Here is a 17,701-nt window from a genome sequence, read left to right on the forward strand (position 1 = left end):
CTGGCGTCCGTGCACGCCACGCGCACCTCGCGCCTGTCCCTCAGCAGCAAAGGAATCCCGCATGATCGCCGCCGCCCGACCCGCCCCCGCCGCAACGCCCTGGTTCCACTCGCTCAACTGGGAGCGCCTGCTGGAAACCTACGGCGTACCGTTGCTGGCCGCGATCGTGGTGCTGCTGGTGGGCCTGTGGGTGGCACGACGCCTGTCCAACGCGATGCCGCGCGCTACGGCTCGCATGGGTGTGGACCCGATGCTGGGCAGCTTCCTGCGCAACGTGGTGTATGCCGCATCGCTTGTGATCGTGGTGGTGCTGGCGATCGGCACGCTGGGCGTGCAGATCACCCCGTTGCTGGCCGTGCTCGGTACCGCTGGCCTGGCCGTCGGCCTGGCATTGAAGGATTCGCTGTCCAACATCGCCTCGGGCGTGATGCTGGTGACGCTGCGACCGTTCCGCGTGGGCGATGTGGTCACCGTGGCCGGACAGACCGGCACGGTGCGCGAAGTGCGCATCTTCCAGACCGTCATCACCGGTGCCGACAACCAGCACACCACCATTCCGAACACGTTGATCACCGCTGCACCGATCATCAACCTCACCGCCGAACCGACCCGCCGCGTCGAACTGGTGATCGGCATCGGCTATGAAGACAACATCCAGCTGGCGCGCGATACCGCGCTGGCGTTGATGAAGGCCGACCCACGCGTGCTGCAGACACCGGCACCGGACGTGGTGGTGTATGAGCTGGGCGCGCACGCCATCAACCTCGGCATCCGCTGCTACGTGAAGTCGGCCGACTGGTTCGGTACCAAGGTCACGCTGCTGGAGCAGCTGAAGCTGGGCTTCGACAAGGCGGGCATCAACATCCCGTACCCGCAGCAGGACATGCACCTGTACCTGCACGGCAAGGATGGCGGGGTGATAGAGGCTGACGCGCTGGTGCGCGACAAGCCCTGATCCATGCCGGTAGTGCCGACCAACGGTCGGCACCCACCCATCGGCGATACGACATCGGAATGCCGGCCAGCGGCCGGCAGCGGCCAGGATCAGGCCGCGACGCTCTCTTCCAGCGTCGGATAATCGGTGAAGCCGACCGCGCCACCGCCAAAGAATGTCGCACGATCCGGCGGATTCAGCGCCGCACCGGTACGCAGTCGCTCCGGCAGGTCCGGGTTGGCGATGAACGGGCGACCGAAGCCGATCAGGTCAGCCCAGCCTTCAGCCAGTGCCTGCTCGGCGCGTTCGGCGGTGTACTTGCCGGCGTAGATCAGCGTGCCCGGGTAGACCATGCGCAGCGCCTGCTTGAACGCCACCGGCATCAACGGCGCATCGTCCCAGTCGGCTTCGGCGATGTGCAGGTAGCCCACGCCCAGCTCACCCAGCAGGTGCGCCGCGGCCAGATAGGTCGCCTGTGGCGTATCGTCCACCGCGCCCTGCAACGTCGTCAGCGGCGCCAGACGGACACCGACGCGGTCACCACCGGCTACGGCCGTCACCGCCTGCACGACCTCGCGCAGGAACCGCAGCCGGTTCTGCAACGCGCCGCCATAGCCGTCGGTGCGCCGGTTGGCCTGCGAGTCGATGAACTGGTTGATCAGGTAGCCATTGGCCCCGTGCAGCTCGACGCCATCGAAGCCGGCGGCCAGTGCATTGCGGGTGGCCTGTGCATAGTCGGCGACGATGCCCGGAATCTCGTCTTCGCGCAGCGCGCGCGGCATCGAGTGCTGGATCATCTCGCCTACGCCCGCTTCCGGGCCAGCGCCTGCAGGGTCGACAAACACCTTCACGCCTTCGGCCAGCAGCGCCGACGACGACACCGGTGCGGCACCACCCGGCTGCAGGGCCACGTGCGAGACCCGGCCCACATGCCACAGCTGGGCGTAGATGCGGCCGCCAGCGGCATGCACGGCATCGGTCACCCGGCGCCAGCCCTGCACCTGTTCCGGGCTGTGGATGCCCGGGGTCCAGGCATAGCCCTGGCCCTGCGGGCTGATCTGGGTGCCTTCGCTGACGATCAGGCCAGCACTGGCGCGTTGGGCGTAGTAGGCGGCCATGTCCGCGGTGGCGACGTTGCCTTCGGCGGCACGCGAGCGGGTCATCGGCGGCATCACGATGCGGTTGGGCAGGGTCAAGGCGCCCAAGCGGTGGGGAGTGAACAACATGGCGGCGATCTCTTGCGGGGGGGGACTGCCGCAAAGGATGGGGATGCCAGCTGCCAGGCAACAGGCATGCACTGGCAAAACAATTGTTCCCCCAAGGCAAGGATGACCGGCAGAGCCCCTTCCTGCGGAACGGGATCCGACCCCGCGCGCAACCGGGGTCGGATCCCTTTGCAACGCAAAGGGATCCGACCCCGAAGCCGGCTACAGCGTGGGCTCGATCAGCACGCCGCCATGCGCCACGCGGTCATAGCAGGCGCGCACCACGTCTTCCCCGTACTTCAGCTCCAGCCGACGCACGATGAAGTGGCCGCGCGCCATGTCCTGGTAGTAGTCGGTGAACATGGTATTCAGTGTTGCACCGGCGGCGGCACCGACGATCGGCACCGCCTGCGCAGCGAATTTCTCGGTAACCACCACGCCGAAGCGCGCCGCCACCTTCTCCACCATCTTCGCCAGCAGCTTGCCAGCTTCCTTTGGCGCCACGCCCAGGGTCAGGTCGCGGCCGGTCACCACGCGCCCGGCCAGCTCGGCCGACAGGTGGCGCATCACATCCGTGGTGAAGCCGCGGGCCAGGTAGTAGCCGGTCTCGCTGGCATCATCGCGCGGCGAGTTGCCGCCCAACGCGAACACCTCCAGGCACGCCTGGCGGGTGCTGAACTCGGACAGGTCGAAGCCCTCGCTGCGGGCCACGTCGGCCACCGCACGCATCATGATGGTGGTCGACACCGGCAGCTCGATGAACAAGGCCGCGAAGCCGAAGGCCCCACCGACCGCGCCCGAGGTGGCCGCCGCCAGTTTGTGCCAGCGGGTGGACGCCCCCTTGCCGGGGCTGTTGTCCATGCTCCACAACGCGGCCTGCGCCGATTTGCTCAGCGCCGCCTGCACAGCACCGTGGATGCGGTTGGAGACCGAGCTGGGCAGCGCCTTCACCGCGAACTCCAGCGGCGTGCCGACCAGGTTGGCCATGCGCGCGGTCAGGGTCGGCGCTTCCAGCAGGGCCACCGCGCGCTGCAGGTCGGACCAGTCGCGGGCGTCATGGGCGATGTCGCGGGGGAGCAGGATCGGCTCGTTCATGGCGCCGATCTTAGCGCCAGGAAGTTGAACGGTTCGTCGCGGGGTACGACAGAGGGGTCAGAGCCCTTTCCGCAGGAAAGGGATCCGACCCCGGCGCCTTGCCGGCCAGCGGCCGGCACTACCCGTTGGCGTGTCATCCGATAGCGCCGGGCCATGCCCGGCGTCGTTGTTCAGGCAACCGGCAGCCCCGACAGCGCGCCCATGAACTGGCGGTAGTGGCGCAGCTCAGCGATCGAATCGTGCACGTCGCTCAGCGCGGTGTGGTTGCTGTTCTTGCCGACGCCAGCGGCCACGCTCGGCGCCCAGCGCTTGGCCAGTTCCTTCACCGTGGACACGTCCAAGTTGCGGTAGTGGAAGTACTTCTCCAGTCGCGGCATCTGGCGGTGCAGGAAGCGGCGATCCTGGCAGATCGAGTTGCCGCACATCGGCGACAGGCCGGCCGGGATCCACTGCGCCAGGAAGTTCACCGTCTGCGCCTCGGCCTGGCCCAGGGTGGTGGTGCTGTCCACCACGCGCTGCCACAGGCCCGAGCGGCGGTGCTGGTTGCGATTCCACTCGTCCATCGCTTCCAGCGTTTCCAGCGGGTGGTGGATGGCGAATTCCGGCCCTTCGGCCAGCACGTTGAGCTGGGCATCGGTGACCACGGTGGCGATCTCGATGATCGAATCGTTGTCGGTATCCAACCCGGTCATTTCCAGGTCGATCCAGATCAGTCGCTCGTTGGCCGCGCCGTTGTCCGCCATGTGTCGCCTCGTTGCTGGGCAGGCGCGCGGCCTGCCGGTGATGGAAAGAGGCGCCCATCATACCGGTTCGCCCCCTCAGGCCTCGCCGGCATGGTCTTCCAGCAGCAGCGGCGGCTTGCCACGCTTGGCACGGAAATAATTGGTCAGGCGCATGCTGGCCTCCTTGGCCAGCACCCCACCGTGGATCTCCACCCGGTGGTTGTGGCGGGCATCGCCCAGCAGGTCGAACACGCTGCCGCAGGCGCCGGTCTTGGGGTCGCTGGCGCCGTAGACCAGGCGGGCAACGCGTGCATGCACGATGGCCATCGCGCACATCGCGCACGGTTCCAGGGTCACGTACAGGGTGCTGCCGAGCAGCCGATGATTGGCCAGCCGCGTGCCACCGGCCCGCATGGCCACGATCTCGGCATGCGCACTGGGATCGTGCGAGGCGATGTTGAGGTTCCAGCCCTCGCCCAGCAGCTGGCCATCGGCGCCCACCAGTACCGCACCAACGGGGATCTCGTCGTACTCGCGCTGCGCACGCTCGGCCAGCGCCAGCGCATGGCGCATCCAGTGTTCATCGGCGTCGTGCACCGGTACACCCAGGGCGTCGGTCATGGCGGTTCTCGCGTGTCTGCAGGGCCAGGATGGCCGCCGGGGCCGCATTGTACGCCCGCGGCCGTGCAGGCGCCGCTAACGTGCGTCGAAGCGCTCGCGGGCGGCGTCCAGCGCCGGGAAGTTGTGCTCGGCCCAACGATCCAGGGCGGACAGCGTGTCAACCAGTCCATGTGCGACCTCGGTCAGCCGGTATTCCACATGCAGTGGCTTGCTGCCCAGATCACACCGCTCGACCAGGCCGTTGCGCTCCAGCTGCCGCAGGGTCTGGGTCAACACCTTCTGCGAGATCCCTTCGATCTTCCTCAGCAGCGCGCCATTGCGTTGCGGGCCCTGCGCCAGCGCCGGCAACAGCAGCATCACCCACTTGCCGGAGATCAGCGCCAGCGCATCGCGTGCCGAGCAATCGGCGGCATAGACATCGCCCGGATAGGCCATGGTTACCTCAAGGTGCGTAATTGCCGGGGCATACCGGCGCCGCGAGGATGGTCGCACACTCCTCGAACACCTCGCCCCATGCGCGCCCTGATCCTGCTTGCCCATCCCGAACCCCGCTCCTTCAACGCCCACCTGGCCGCGCAGGCCGCGGAGCAGCTGCGGCATGACGCGCTGCAGGTGGACGTGGTCGACCTGTATGCAGAGGGCTTCGATCCGCTGGAAGCGGCCCACCATCATTCAAGTCGCCTGCAGCCCGGCCGTTTCGATGCCCAGCGCGAACAACGCCACGGCGCCGAACAGGGTCGGCTGCCCGCCGATGTGCAGCGCCATCTGCAGCTGCTGCAGGCCGCGGATCTGGTCATCCTGCAGTTCCCGCTGTGGTGGTTCGCGCCGCCGGCAATCCTCAAGGGCTGGCTGGATCGCGTGCTGGTTTACGGGCCGATGTACAACAGCCGCCTGCGCCACGAGCACGGCGCGATGCGCGGCAAGCGTGCGTTGCTGAGCGTCACCACCGGCTCATCGGCACGGGCCTGCGCCGTCGACGGCCGCGAGGGAGATACCCGGTTGTTGCTGTGGCCCTTGATGTACAGCCTGCGCTACGTCGGCTTCGACGTGCTGGAGCCGCATCTGGTGCATGGCGTGCGTTCCGGGCTGGCAGCGGAGCGCGTGCAGGCACACGACGAGGCATTGGCTGCAGCAACCCACTACTACCGCGAACGCCTGGCGCAATGGCCGCGGTGGCCCACCGTGCCCTTCAACGACAGCGGCGATTTCGAGGATGGCGTGGTGCTGCGCGCGGAGGCCACTGCCTACAGCCCCTTCATCCGCCATCGCAACACCGGATGAATCCACGCCTGCGCGCTGGGTCGGGACGCGCCATACTACGCGCTCTTTGCAAGCACCTTGGTGAACCCATGACCACCCTCCGTCCCTCGCGCGCCGACGACGGCGCCGCCCTCGTCGACCTCTGGCGCCGCGCCGTCGACGCCACCCACAACTTCCTCAGCGCCGACGACCGCCAGGCCATCGATGCCGAAGTCGCCGGCTTCCTGCCGCAGGCTCCGATGACCGTGGCCGTCGACGCTCAGGACCGCCCCCTTGGCTTCATGCTGATCGACGGCACGCACATGGAAGCGCTGTTCATCGATCCGGACGTACGCGGCACCGGTATCGGCCGGCAGTTGCTGCAGCACGCGCTGGCCCTGCATCCGCAGCTGAGTACCGACGTCAACGAACAGAACGCGCAGGCCGTCGGCTTCTACCAGCGCATGGGCTTCGTCGAAACCGGACGTTCACCGCTGGATTCGCAGGGCCGCCCGTATCCCCTGATCCATCTCCGGTACAACGGCTGACATTCGACGGATGTTCGAGGCCCGCCCCGATCATCAGGCCGTGGCCTCGAATGCCGGCGAGTACTGCACCTCTCCCTGCGCCATCGGTGGCCGCAGGCACAGCGCCTGGAAGTACTCTGGCGGCACACCCGGCAGCACCAGGCCCGGCTCGGCGCGGAATCCGAATCGACCGTAATACGCGGGTTCTCCCAGCAATACGCAGCCCTGTGCCCCCTGCTCACGCAATGCGCCGAGCGCCGCGTGCATCAGCGCCGCACCGATGCCCTGCCCCTGCCAGTCCGGCAGTACCGAGATTGGCCCGAGGCCGAACCAGCCGGTGCTGCCATCGCTGATCGTCACCGGCGACAGCGCGATGTGCCCGACGACCTGCCCGTCCTTCTCGGCGACCAGCGAAAGACTCAACTCTCCACGCGAACGCAGCGCATCCACAATGAACTGCTCGGTGTGGCTGCTGTGCGGGGCTTCGCGGAAGGCCGCCTCGGTGAGTGCATGGATGACCGCGTGGTCTTCGCGGGTTTCAGGGCGGATCGTGCAGTTCAAGGACAACACCTTTGATGAAGTGATGGACATGTGAATGATCGATTCCGGTCACGGATTCAGCGGCGAACCTGCGTTCGGCGTCAGAGCCAACGCGACGATCGGATGCCCTGTGCGGCAAGCGATCTGCCGGCGGCGCGCCCCGGGAGCGTCAAAAATCCGTCTCCAAGGGGTGGCACAGGGCTCCCGGCACGTTCCATAATCGAGAAACCTGCCACCCAGGAAGGATAGATGGACACGGACGCACGATGCAGGATCGGGCCATGGGTGTAGCGCACCTCGCACACAGGGGACGGCCGCTGCTGGCAGCGCTCGCCCTCGTCCTGCTGGCGGCATGCTCGCCCTACGCCGATGCCGAGCGCGACGTCGCCGCGGGTGGACGCGGCCTGGCCAAACTCAACCCGGCGCCGAAGCAGGCCTATGAGCTGGTGCTGACACTGAAGGGCGCGCCAGGCCCGTTCGCGGTTGTTGAGGGCGTGGCCCAGTATGACGTGAGCAACTACGGAGACTGCGGGAGGGTCATCTGGTCCACCGGCACGGCCAGCCGCATCACCAGCCAGGAACCGGTGGAACTGCGCAGGACGGGCGAGAACGAATACCGCGGTACGTTCTACCTCGACCGCATGCAGGACCAGGACTATTACGATCGCGGTACGTGCCACTGGACGCTGACCGGCGTTGGCGCGATGTTGCGTGCCACGACCGGCGAAGCTGATACGCGATTCCTGACGTTCATCGACAAGAAGCGCATGGACGCGGGATCGCCGTTGACTCTCTACTATCCGAAGACTGCTTATCCCCGCGCCGAGCTCGCTGCCAACTTCCCTGCCAGCGGCAAAGAAGATCCGTCGGCCTACAAGGAGGAACTGCGCGACGCGCTGTTCTCGACCACAACCACTGTGCGGACGCTCGCGCCATGAGCTGCCAGTGCCACATTTCCCCCTACACACCAGGAGGCCGACATTGCGCCACAAGATGATTCCGTGCCTTGCTCTGCTTCTGTTGACCGCCTGCCATCCGGAGACCGCCATGAACCAGGAACGTGCCGCTGCTGAAGCCGATGTCGCCCAGGGTGGGCGCGGCCTCGCCAAGCTCAACCCCAGCCCGCGCAAGGCCTATGAACTGGTGCTGCGCCTAAAGGACGCCCCCGGCGATTTTGCGGTGGTCGAAGGCGTCGCACAGTACGACGTCACCAACGAAGACCAGTGTGGCTATATCGAGCCGGCCACCGGCACGGCCGCACGGATTACCAGCCAGGAACCGGTGGAGCTGCGCAAGGTCGCTGATGGCGAGTACCGCGGCACGCTGTATGTGGATCGCATGCTGGATGAAGACTACTACGGCCGCGGCGTGTGCCGTTGGGAGTTCACTGGCGCTGGGGCGATGTTGAAGGCAACGGGCGCTGAAGAAGAGACCCGCTTCCTAACCTTCGTTGACGCCAAGCCACTGACCGAAGGTGGCGCGCATACGCTCTACTATCCGGATCTGGTCTATCCGAAGGCAGATCGCGTTCCCAATTTCCCCGCCAGTGGCGAACCCGATCGCAGCAATTACGCCCCTGATCTTCAGGACAAGCTGTTTACGATCACCCTCTCCGCAAGTGAGGTGGCGCCGTGACCATCACCTCCCAGGATTACGCTGCGTTATCTGATGACGCCTACAAGGATCGGGCCGTCGGCCGACGTGAACCCGGCCAAGAAGAGAAAGTCACCTTAAACGGCCATGAGTACAAGATTCTTGAGCATGTCAATAATCGTCTCAACGGCTATCAAGGGACCGTCTATCAGCGCGTAGACAGCAAAGAGATCGTCATTGCGCATCGTGGCACCGAGCAGATAGCTCGCGACGCGATTCTGACCGATGGCGGCATGGTGGTTGCGCGCACCAATGTGCAGGCGCCGGACGCGATCGCGTTGACACAGCGAACACTCGAAACTGCCGCATTGCAGGGACGCTTGAATGGCGGACATGCCCCCCAGGTCACCGTCACCGGTCACTCCCTCGGCGGCGCTCTGGCCCAGATCACCTCGCACCATTTCAACGTCAAGGGCGAGACCTTCAACGCCTATGGCGCGGTCAGCCTCAGCTACCGCATCCCGGAAGGCGGCAACACCATGATCAACCATGTCATGGCCTCCGATCCGGTCAGCTCTGCCTCGCCGCACTTCGGCCAAGTGCGCATCTACGCCAAGCCGGATGAGATCAAGACACTCGCCGCAAACGGCTTCAGCAATCACTCGTTGCGCGCCCTTATCCCGGACAGCCCGCTCGTCGCAGCAGGCAGCTCGTTCGGCGCGCACAAGCTGGGCAACTTCCTCGGCGACGGCTCGGTGCTGAAACACCCGGAAACGCAGAAGCTGGCAAAAGACAACGCCAGGATGATCGAGGAGTACCGCGACGACGTTGAATCACTGCGCCGTGGTGTCACCCGCGCGGCGCGCGGCATTCCGGGCGGCGCCGTCGATCTGTACGACCATATCCGCGGCCCGCTGCAGCCCGGTGAGCCGGCACGCCGCGAAGCGGAGAAGAATGGCCATCACACCAGCATGCTGCGCATGGACGACGCCAACCATGTGGGCAACCCACTGTTCAACGACGCGATCCGTGGCGTGCACGCGCAGGACGTCCGCGTCGGCCGGGTACCAGACGTAATGAGCACGCAACTGGCCGGCAGCCTGGCCGCCGAAATGCATGCGGCGGGCGGCAAGCGCATCGACGAGGTGGTCATGAATGCCGATGCCTCGCGCAGCTTCGCCGTGCAGGGCCAGGGCGGTGACCCGGCCCACCTTCGCGTGTCAGTGGATACGGCGGTGGCGATGAACACACCGCTGGAACAGAGCAGCCAGCGCATCGACCAGCAGGCCGCAGGTCAGCGCCTTGCACTTGAGCGCGACCAGCAGCTGGAACAGCAGCAGAATCAGACCCGCAGCCTGCAGGCCTGATGCAGCGCGGGAGCCGGTCAGCCCGGCTCCCGCATCACTTCGAAACTCCGGCTCAGGGGCTGGACGCTGCCATTGGCACGGATGCTCCGGCCGTCACGAACAGATCCGGCCCGGAATCCGGGAATCCACCGCAGGCGCGATCGCCGGGCGCCACCGGATCACAGGGCCACTGCGCCCGCGCGACTTTGTCGCGCAGCTCGAAGCGATCGCCGGTCCAGACCACGAACGCGATGTGCTCACGGTTCCAGTCACTGTAGACGCGCGGACCACCCTTCTGCGCCGACTCCGGATACTGCACGAACCAGCGCATGGCCGGGCCGTACTGCAACTTGCTATGGTCCAGGCTGATCCGTCCCTCACGCGACAGCTGCCGCGCACGATCCGCTTCCGTCTGCTGCGGCATGGCCGGCATGGCATCGGTGGTTACATCCCTCGGCGCCGCATCCCCGCGGACCTGGTACACACGCTGGGCCACATGGGCCTCGCGGCATTCACCCGCTGGCACGCGGACCGGCTCCGCGCCGTACTCATCCCGGTTGGCGACCTGGTCGCTGCAGGTGAACGGCGCCGACACCAGGTAGAACGTGCTGTCGGCGTCGCGCCCTTCCAACGAGCGCACCCAGATGTCGCCCATCCGCACGATGAAGTCCGGGCGCTGGCCGTAGCCCGGCACCGCCTTGAACCAGGCCTTCTGCCGCACCTCACGCTCGCGCCAGCTGCGCGGCAGGTGGATGTCCTGCTCGGGCAGCGCGACCAGCATCGCAGCCAGATGCGCCGGCATGGTGCCCTGGCAGGCGCCGATCAGCAGGTCGCCCTGGCTCGCCAGCCGCCCGGCCAGATCCACCGGGCAGCGGGCACCGAGCGCACGCTCGGTCGCCTGCTCGGGCGGCAACGGCACGATGGCCAATGCAGGCGGTGCCGGCGCTACCGCCGGGACCGCTGACTCGACGACTGTAGGCGGTGCAGCCACAGGCGCCGCCGCTGCGGGCGGAACGGGCGCAGGCGCCGGGTCCGCAGCCGGCGCCGGCTGCGTGTCCACCACCGGTGTCGCAGGGGGTGTCGCGGCAGCCGGTACTTCGGGAGCCGGCGCCGCGACAACGGCGTCGGCCGCCGCGGGCGCTGCAACGGGCGCCGCCCCTGCAGGCGCCTCAACGGTAGCCTCGGCAGCGGGGCGCGTCTCCACGACGGGCGCCGCTGCCTCCTGAGCCTGTGCCGACGCTGCGGCAAGTCCAAGTGACAGCAGCCAGAGCGGCGGCAGGCGGCGCACGGGTGCATTGCAGCGGGCAGCGGCGTGGCGGGCATTCGGGGGAACGATTCGCATGTGGTGTCCTTACGGGTGGGTTTCCATGTCGGCGCCACAGGGCGCCACGCGTCGTACATGAAGCGCCAGCGGGCACCCTGCCCGCCGGCATCGGTGTTACAGGGATCGAGAACGCTGCTCCTGCTCGCGGGCGAGCGCGGCCGCCGGGTCCTGCTGGGCGACATTGGCAGCCAATTGCTGGCTGCTCTGCGCCAGCGGCTGCTGCGCCGCCTGTTCGCGATCGACCGATGCGCGCAGCATGGCCGGATCGCCCAGCGCGCCCTGCACGGCAAACAGCGTGCGACCGTCATTGCCGGCCAACAGGTGGTCGATACGCAACATTCCGGCCTTCTGCGCGCTCAGCGCCAGTGCGCCGGCGGCATTGTCCAGTTCCTGCGCGCTGCGCATTCCGCTTTGCTGCCCCATCTGCTGCAGGTGCTGGCGCGCTCCCAGGAACAAAATGTATCCCGGCTCGCCCGGTTGCGACATGTCGCGTCCCGTTGCCTGCTGGGCCGGCGCCCCCACTTCGCCACGCTCCAGCCGCGCCATCACATCGGGCGTCAGCTTCTGCTGCCACACGTCAAAGCGCTGCTGGCGGGCTTCGATGCCGTTGAGCGCGCCATTCAGGGCACGCGTGGCTTCGCGCACATCCTCGCGTGCCGTCTCCGGCACCCGCGTCTGCCACTGCCACACGGCAATGCGACCTGCGTGCTCGGGCTGTGCGGCCAGTTCCGGGTGATTCACCAGGTCCAGTTCCAGCGCCTTGCCGGCACGCTCATAGTTCTCCTTGCCGACCAGCGGCAGATAGCCGCGGCCGTGATACTTCAGTGCATCACCGGGCGCGTCATTGCCCATGCGCCCGCCATACATCAGTTCGGCCAGGTTCTCCGGCCGCCCACGCAGCGCCTCCTGGCGGGCGCTCTCAAGCGCGCCGTTGCCATTGCGCCACGCTGCTTCCACCGGGATCTGCGAGATGCCCCGGGTGAAGTTGAAACTCTCGTTGAGACGGCTCAAGCCACGGGATTCATGCCCGGCCTGCGCCATGAAGTTGGCCAGTTCCCGGGACGAAGTCATGCCGGCCTCCGTGGCCTGCCGCAACAGCAACGACTCCCTATCCTGCGACACGGTGAAACTCCTGCTCGATCATCGTTGGATACTCCCGCCTCCTCACAGGCATGGCACTCAAGGCAAGCTCACGTCGGCGACGACGGACGGATCGAAATCCTCGAACCGCACCCGGCCAAGCTCGGCCGCGGAGAAATCGCGCGTGTGGGTTGCTTCGGTTTCGGTGTCCACCACCTTGCGCTGCACGCCATGCACCCAGCACGCCTGCTCGGCAGGTGCATACCGGAAGGTGTAGATGCTGCTCCAGCGTTCGCGGCTCCCGCCGTTGGTGATCACGCTGAACGCGCCGTCTTCAATCGTCACGTAGGCGAAGGGATCACCGGCAATGCCACCGCGCGTTGAGCACGGCACCAGCTTGTCGTTGCGTGCCGCCAGCTGCCAGCGGCCCGTGGCATCGCCCAGCAGCAACAGCAGGACCCGGTTCGGTCCGTGCTCGCCGGGCAGCAAGCCCTCCGGAGGAGGTTGGTCGATCACCAGGAGCTGGTCCTGGAAACCATTGCCGGTCAGATCGCCGCGTACGGCTTCCAGCAGGTTCGCGCCGGACGGAACGAACGCCAGGGCATTGTCCATGTGCGTGCCACTCCCCTTCTCCATCCCCTGCAACTCCTTCAATCCCGTCTTGCCAGTTCCCGAGCGGAGGCCGGAAACGGGGCGATGCCTCGCACGTGCCCTGCGGCCGCCATGGCGGATGATAGCCCCGAGCCCACGGCAACCGCGATGGTGGCAAGCGTCACCCGCACCGCGGGGGGACACAGTCCTCATGGACGGAAAAGCTCCTGTGTTCGATGGCACCGGCGCGTCGGGATTTTGACGCGCACGCAGCTTACTTCGAGGAGGCAGCGCTCGTCGAAGGGTGCTTGGGATGAAAAGCGCACTTGATCACAGAAACAGCGCGGTTAACGTGAATGGTGGCTTATCCGACAATCAGACACGCGGTGGATGGCACCGCAGGTATGGCTCGCATTCCCACATACGGTCTGGTCCGGCCGGGGCGATGTTGCACGGAAAGCCTACGCCGCTTAAGTCGACGGGTGCGGGACCCAGCACAAGCCATGCTTCCTCGCGTTGTGGCCAGCAATAGCGCTCAGCGCAACTGCTGGGCGCATGCGGCCCCCTGTGTGGCGTAGTCGCGGACGTAGCCGTCCGTCGTCAGCACCGTGATATCGCATCGATTGTTTACGTCACTGACGACATGCCCAGAAGCATTCAATCCCTGCACACGCTCGCCACGATGCAGGTACAACGTGCGCGAACCATCGGCCCCGTTCTCCACACGATCCGGTGGGCCCCACGTCCGCACGAATTCCTGCTCTGTCTTGCCGATCCACAGGTCCATGAGATTGTTGCGACCCACTCGGTTGGCTGCGCGCCGCGACTCATCCAGAGCTTTGCTGGTTTCACTCTGGCCGCGCGCCACAGTCGCTTCCAGGCTACGCACAGTACGATCCATTTCAGCGTTGCCCGGCAGATAGGTGAATGCTGGACGTTTGCCGTCCTTCCACAGGCTGGCCCAGATGAAATCCACAGGCGATTGCCCGACGTCACCGATGGAAAGGAAGCCACGCTTCATCATTTCCGCTGGCACCTTGGCCTTGGGATCAGGCCCAACTAGACAGGCAAACCGCACCAGTTGCACCTGCCAGGGAGCAATCGCCTCGGCCTGCGGTTCGAACTTATCCGGCGGGACGTTCTCCATTGGCCGATCGCGCCACTGGATCAGGCTCGTCCTGATGGCCACGCTGTTCTGCGAACAGTTCACCCAGTACTTTCTGACCAGTCGATTCGGTTTGGTCGCGTTCTCGTAGACGGTATTGACCTGGATTTCGTACACCGGCTCCGGACCCGCAACTGGGTCACCGGGCTTCGCCGGCTTCCTGCGGCGCAACTGCTTCAGGTACGCGTTCTGCTCTGCCGGCGTGGCACGCTGCAGAAAACCGACCAGATCCGAGCGGTCGGCGAGCGATTGTGCATCGACCACCCACGCCTCGCGGTTCGGCGTTTCGCCACCGGTGAAGATGACCCAGCTATCAGCGGCATGGGCCGACGAGGCGAACAGCAGTCCGCCAATCAGCGAGGCAACACGGCCGGGATTCGGCATGATTCGTTCCTTCGAATGGCGCGAAGACCTACGGCATCGCGAATGGGGCCTTATAGCACGGCCTGGCGCGTCGCATCGAGGGACGCCCACCCGTAACACAAAGCCGACGCCTTACTCAGGAGCGAAGAATAGAAATGGCCCGCTTTTCAGCAGCCCCCCCCTAAAAGACACAAGCAGAACTTCAGCATGCAACCATGCCCAACCAATCCCAGCATTCACATCAGCGGAATGACTTGAACTCAGACATGCTGCAGGCGGAATAGGCAACCTCGCAAGCCGCCCCCGTATTGAGTGTTGAACACTGAGTCAGAGCCAAGCTCTTAGCCTTCTCCAAAGTCTCTGCACTTACTGCAGTTGACTTTCCTCCAGCCATACTCCCGCTATAAACAACGTCTGCAATCGCTGCACATTGATTGTGGTAGGCCATTCGAACGTAGCACTTTCTTCCACCGCTTCGTTCACATCTCTCAAGCGCTAACGCCTCCGCGGCCCGCTTTGATTTCTGGCCTATTACAGCGCCAGTAGACGTCGGACTCCCCGGTTCAGGCTCCCGATCTTCAGCGACTGCACCCCAACGAGTTTCCCACTTCCCAGTTGGCACAGGGGCGGATGTTTCACCGGTCCCCGCTGCGCCTCCAAGGATCGGAGCACAACCGAGCACTCCCTGCTCACTACCCACTGGATACTGCCCTGGTGGGCACCGCCCTTCCGCCAGAGCTGTCAGCGGGGCCATGAAGAATGCAACCGCCAGAAGAACTCGACTCATGCAAAAAAACTCCCAAAAAAACAACCGGGCAATGCCCTTGGGGGGAAAATTGCTAGCCAGAGAACCTTCCATATGTCCCCGGGCCAACTCCACCGCTCGATCCGCCGTCATCCATCGTCCGACCACCAGCCGCCTGAGCAACGGGAGCGTGCTGATGCGTTGCCGCATTTGTCGTCTGCGCAGGTGTATAGCTGCCCGGCGGCTGCCCATTCGGACCAGGCGCCGCCGCAGGGCTGCCACCTATCTGCGAATATGCCACGAAGCCACCCAGCATGCCCTGGAAGAACATGGCCGCCATTGAGGGTCAGAATCAAGGTCGTCAGGATCAATCCATGCCGCCCTGCTGCATCGCCTGACTGGTCATACCGTCACTGGACGCGCCCATGAGCGGGGACTTGTTCACAAGCGGCGTCATCCAGAACGAGGCAGACACGCGGATCACCATGTCCAGCGCGATCGAGACCATCGCCGCCAGCACCGCCATGGAGAACATGGTTCCAATGCCGTAGAACAGCCATCGTGGGAACAGCTGCTTGGTTTGTTGAACAGCAGCGACATTGAACTCACAGTCACTGCTGGGCCACCCGTGCCGGGGGCGATTAATCGAATGACCCGAGCCTTGTCCTGCTGAAGTCCGGAATCACTCAGATGATTCATGCAGTCGAAGTTTGACGTAGCCCCGTGTATCGACGACAGGCGCTCTTCGATCTGCAAATCCCGGCTACTTGTCGTTTCCGACCATAGCAGCAGCCGAAACCTAAATCAGAATTTCTCAAACTCTGGCTCGGTGCACCCGGAATAAATGACCTTGCAACCGTTACTTCCCTGTCTCACGCAAGCATCCACAGCCATCTTGCTCGCAGCATCGACAGAAGCCGCACGCGCAAACGTAGAGCCACCAAACCTTGCGTCACTGGGTGATACGAATGCAGCGCATTGATTATTGAACGCCAACACAACCTTGCAATCCGTTGCCCCACGCTGTCCACAATTGGCAAGCGACTCAGAAGCTGCGTCTCCCTTCTTTCGTTTACCAAGAGCTACTCCTACGTCCCCGCCCTTGGCCAAAGCGATGGCGCCCCAAGTTTTGATCCAGCGCCCCGTTGCAACTGGCGCCGCCGATACCGTTCCAGTGTTACCCCCCGGAATGGGGGCGCAGCCACCCACTCCCTGACCACCAATTGGATACTGACCGGGAGGACATCTTCCTTCCGCACTGGCCGTCTGTGGCAGGCTGGCAATGACTCCCATACCCAGAAGGAGTACTGCAACTGAATAGACACGAATTGACTTCATTTCCGGCTCCTAATGTGAAGCTAAGCCTTTACGGCCAGTATCAGAATTTCCTGACCCGACTGTGGAGTTACTGCCCGTCACTACGACATTACTCCCAACTGAAGTCGAACCGCCCGATTGACTGCCACCGCTCGTCGAAGGCTTATCCGGCGTGTCATTCCTCCACAAACGTTGGTGAAGACTGCAGGAATTTCCTGAGTAGGGCCACTGAATTCACCAACTGGTCGAAAGTCAATCCATGACTGACCGCATGTGATGCGCTCTTCGCCCCAACTACGATTAAAAGCTCTCAAAAAGCGGCTTAGTACAAGCACTGTACAGTTTGCTGCACCCCGCACTACCCCGCGTGGTGCAGGTCTTCATCGCCAACTGAGTAGCGACCTGCTCGGTTTCCGCACTTGAGATCACAGAACCTCCGCGCTCAGATGTAGTTGGCGAGATCAACGCAATACATTGATTTTTATAAGCCTGCGCCATTTTGCAATCACGGCCACCCAACTTGACGCATTGAGAAACTGCTTCCTTGGCTGCATCAGACTTTGAGAGCTTCTCAATTGCCACGCCAACTTCGCCAGTTGAGGACGTTGCGATTGCACCCCAGGTTTTGATCCAACGTCCTGTTGGTCGTGCCTCCTGGGGCGCGCCACCGCCGCTGGCGATTGGCGCACATCCCCCGACGCCTTGTCCGCCAATGGGATACGAACCAGGAGGGCAACGACCTTCTGCGCTCGCCACAAGCGGAACACTCAATAGTGCAATGCAACCAATTGCAAGCACCATAATGACTTTCCGCAGCATTGCAACACTATAAGGACGTTGGATCATAGGAATACACCTTACTTAACTTTGTTTGCCAGACCATAACGACCTAGATCAATTTCGGATTGGCCTGGAGATGCCCCCTGCCCCGACACCCGCGAGGATACATCAGCCTGTGTTGTCGTAGTCTGAGCCGCATTAGCACTCGGCGCCGGCGGCGTATAGGAGCCCGGCGGCTGACCCTGCGGACCTGGCTGAGCTGCCGGGGATCCACCTATCTGCGAATATGCCATGACGCTACCCAGCGTGCCCTGGAAGAACATCGCTGCCATTGGGGGAGCGGTCAGGATCAGGGTCGTGAGAATCAGGCCCCTGCCGCCCTGCTGCATCGCCTGGCTGGTCATGCCGTCGCTGGAGGCGCCTTCGAGCAGGAACTTGTTGACCAGGGCGGTGGACCAGAACGCGGTCGAGACACGGATCACCATGTCCAGCGCGATCGATACCATCGCTGCCA

General features: G+C 64.6%; 20 protein-coding genes and 1 pseudogene. 6 read left to right on the forward strand and 15 right to left on the reverse strand.

What is annotated here, in order from left to right; translation table 11 throughout:
- Positions 1–61 precede the first annotated feature (61 nt).
- Positions 62–955 carry a mechanosensitive ion channel family protein gene (locus tag AC5P56_RS16925; protein ID WP_049408109.1) on the forward strand — a complete coding sequence of 298 codons (894 nt, stop codon included), beginning with the start codon at positions 62–64 and terminating at the stop codon, positions 953–955.
- Positions 956–1,044: 89 nt separating this feature from the next.
- Here AC5P56_RS16925 and AC5P56_RS16930 read toward each other — a convergent pair whose 3' ends face one another.
- From AC5P56_RS16930 to AC5P56_RS16950, 5 genes are all read right to left on the reverse strand, one after another.
- Complete coding sequence (locus AC5P56_RS16930) at positions 1,045–2,160, reverse strand: alkene reductase (protein ID WP_134809029.1); 1,116 nt, start codon at positions 2,158–2,160, stop codon at positions 1,045–1,047.
- Between the two features lie 201 nt (positions 2,161–2,361).
- Positions 2,362–3,234, reverse strand: coding sequence for an EcsC family protein (locus tag AC5P56_RS16935; RefSeq protein WP_046431294.1), 873 nt, complete (start codon positions 3,232–3,234; stop codon positions 2,362–2,364).
- A 170-nt stretch (positions 3,235–3,404) separates the two neighbouring features.
- On the reverse strand, positions 3,405–3,977 hold the full coding sequence (gene orn, locus AC5P56_RS16940) for an oligoribonuclease (protein WP_014647557.1): 573 nt from the start codon (positions 3,975–3,977) through the stop codon (positions 3,405–3,407).
- Positions 3,978–4,052: 75 nt separating this feature from the next.
- Positions 4,053–4,577: a tRNA adenosine(34) deaminase TadA gene (tadA, locus tag AC5P56_RS16945; protein ID WP_014647558.1), complete on the reverse strand. Its 525-nt coding sequence runs from the start codon at positions 4,575–4,577 to the stop codon at positions 4,053–4,055.
- 75 nt (positions 4,578–4,652) lie between these two features.
- The gene (locus AC5P56_RS16950; RefSeq protein ID WP_134809030.1) at positions 4,653–5,012 is read right to left on the reverse strand and encodes a winged helix-turn-helix transcriptional regulator; all 360 of its coding nucleotides are present in this window, start codon (positions 5,010–5,012) and stop codon (positions 4,653–4,655) included.
- A 78-nt stretch (positions 5,013–5,090) separates the two neighbouring features.
- Here AC5P56_RS16950 and AC5P56_RS16955 point away from each other — a divergent pair, with 78 nt between their 5' ends.
- Both AC5P56_RS16955 and AC5P56_RS16960 read left to right on the forward strand, forming a co-directional pair.
- A complete protein-coding gene (locus AC5P56_RS16955; protein WP_046431296.1) occupies positions 5,091–5,858 on the forward strand; it encodes an NAD(P)H-dependent oxidoreductase in 768 nt (255 codons plus the stop codon).
- 68 nt (positions 5,859–5,926) lie between these two features.
- A complete protein-coding gene (locus AC5P56_RS16960) occupies positions 5,927–6,364 on the forward strand; it encodes an acetyltransferase (protein WP_049441672.1) in 438 nt (145 codons plus the stop codon).
- 33 nt (positions 6,365–6,397) lie between these two features.
- On the opposite strand, the gene AC5P56_RS16965 is transcribed toward AC5P56_RS16960, so the two are convergent.
- Positions 6,398–6,904: a GNAT family N-acetyltransferase gene (locus AC5P56_RS16965; protein ID WP_049441675.1), complete on the reverse strand. Its 507-nt coding sequence runs from the start codon at positions 6,902–6,904 to the stop codon at positions 6,398–6,400.
- Positions 6,905–7,164: 260 nt separating this feature from the next.
- Between AC5P56_RS16965 and AC5P56_RS16970 the strand changes: the two genes are divergently transcribed.
- From AC5P56_RS16970 to AC5P56_RS16980, 3 genes are read left to right on the forward strand one after another with little or no spacing between them, the layout of a single operon-like run.
- Positions 7,165–7,821 (forward strand): hypothetical protein, encoded by a 657-nt coding sequence (locus AC5P56_RS16970; RefSeq protein ID WP_495231826.1) that lies wholly within the window; start codon positions 7,165–7,167, stop codon positions 7,819–7,821.
- Between the two features lie 43 nt (positions 7,822–7,864).
- Positions 7,865–8,518 carry a hypothetical protein gene (locus AC5P56_RS16975; protein ID WP_046431299.1) on the forward strand — a complete coding sequence of 218 codons (654 nt, stop codon included), beginning with the start codon at positions 7,865–7,867 and terminating at the stop codon, positions 8,516–8,518.
- On the forward strand, positions 8,515–9,843 hold the full coding sequence (locus AC5P56_RS16980) for an XVIPCD domain-containing protein (protein WP_046431302.1): 1,329 nt from the start codon (positions 8,515–8,517) through the stop codon (positions 9,841–9,843). The genes AC5P56_RS16975 and AC5P56_RS16980 overlap by 4 nt, the downstream gene beginning before the upstream one ends.
- Positions 9,844–9,895: 52 nt before the next feature.
- On the opposite strand, the gene AC5P56_RS16985 is transcribed toward AC5P56_RS16980, so the two are convergent.
- From AC5P56_RS16985 to AC5P56_RS17025, 9 genes and pseudogenes are all read right to left on the reverse strand, one after another.
- Entirely contained in the window at positions 9,896–11,164 is a 1,269-nt protein-coding gene (locus AC5P56_RS16985) for a hypothetical protein (RefSeq protein ID WP_481452856.1), read from the reverse strand.
- Between the two features lie 96 nt (positions 11,165–11,260).
- Entirely contained in the window at positions 11,261–12,268 is a 1,008-nt protein-coding gene (locus AC5P56_RS16990; RefSeq protein WP_343229548.1) for an XVIPCD domain-containing protein, read from the reverse strand.
- 57 nt (positions 12,269–12,325) lie between these two features.
- Complete coding sequence (locus AC5P56_RS16995; RefSeq protein WP_014647568.1) at positions 12,326–12,862, reverse strand: hypothetical protein; 537 nt, start codon at positions 12,860–12,862, stop codon at positions 12,326–12,328.
- Between the two features lie 490 nt (positions 12,863–13,352).
- The gene (locus tag AC5P56_RS17000) at positions 13,353–14,366 is read right to left on the reverse strand and encodes a hypothetical protein (RefSeq protein WP_288495167.1); all 1,014 of its coding nucleotides are present in this window, start codon (positions 14,364–14,366) and stop codon (positions 13,353–13,355) included.
- A 220-nt stretch (positions 14,367–14,586) separates the two neighbouring features.
- A complete protein-coding gene (locus tag AC5P56_RS17005; RefSeq protein WP_495231827.1) occupies positions 14,587–15,342 on the reverse strand; it encodes a DUF4189 domain-containing protein in 756 nt (251 codons plus the stop codon).
- Between the two features lie 115 nt (positions 15,343–15,457).
- A complete protein-coding gene (locus AC5P56_RS17010) occupies positions 15,458–15,625 on the reverse strand; it encodes a hypothetical protein (protein WP_321186030.1) in 168 nt (55 codons plus the stop codon).
- Between the two features lie 269 nt (positions 15,626–15,894).
- Positions 15,895–16,428 (reverse strand): DUF4189 domain-containing protein, encoded by a 534-nt coding sequence (locus AC5P56_RS17015; RefSeq protein ID WP_478408993.1) that lies wholly within the window; start codon positions 16,426–16,428, stop codon positions 15,895–15,897.
- Positions 16,429–16,707: 279 nt separating this feature from the next.
- Positions 16,708–17,253 (reverse strand): DUF4189 domain-containing protein, encoded by a 546-nt coding sequence (locus AC5P56_RS17020; protein WP_232463028.1) that lies wholly within the window; start codon positions 17,251–17,253, stop codon positions 16,708–16,710.
- 11 nt (positions 17,254–17,264) lie between these two features.
- Positions 17,265–17,701, reverse strand: a pseudogene (locus tag AC5P56_RS17025) (TrbL/VirB6 family protein); the annotation flags it as partial.

The sequence above is a fragment of the Stenotrophomonas sp. YJH_SMC_131 genome (assembly GCF_059367975.1).